A 526-nucleotide genomic window follows, 5' to 3' on the forward strand; every position below is an offset into this window, starting at 1 on the left:
TAACAGCTTCAGGAAATGTAATACTAACATAATCATTATCTATTTCCTTAAATCGATCTTCAAATTCATTTATACGTTGGGACATATTTTTATTGTAAAGCATGATTCTTTTTCTAATGATCTGTATACTTTCTAAAACGTCAGGATATTCTTCATATTCTTGTTCTTTGATTTTTAGTTCTTTTTTAATTCTTCGGATTGAATTTTTACTTTTATTGTGTAGTAAATTCCATTTTTTCATTAGTTTTAAAGCTTTTAATTCATCACGTGTGATGGTGTAGTGTTTAGATCCTTTAATTAATGCGTCAGTACCGTCAATGAAAATATGGAGAAATTTTAGGATATGGTGGTCATTTAAAACGAGTAATGTGTGTAGAAATATTTTTTTGATGGTAATGGAGTTGCTGTTTGATAAAAATCTGCTTAATGTTGTGGATGATGGTGTTTTACCATTTAGAAATGTTTTTAATATTATATCTGTTTTGCATAAACTAGCTATTTTATCTGTTCTATATTCATCAACTAA

General features: G+C 27.0%; 1 protein-coding gene. It reads right to left on the minus strand.

Translation table 11 applies throughout. The annotated features are described in order from the left end of the window. On the minus strand, window positions 1-526 hold a 526-nt coding region (locus MBFIL_RS11320; protein ID WP_169805508.1), incomplete at both ends, for a hypothetical protein.

The organism is Methanobrevibacter filiformis (assembly GCF_001639265.1).
GTDB lineage: Archaea > Methanobacteriota > Methanobacteria > Methanobacteriales > Methanobacteriaceae > Methanacia > Methanacia filiformis.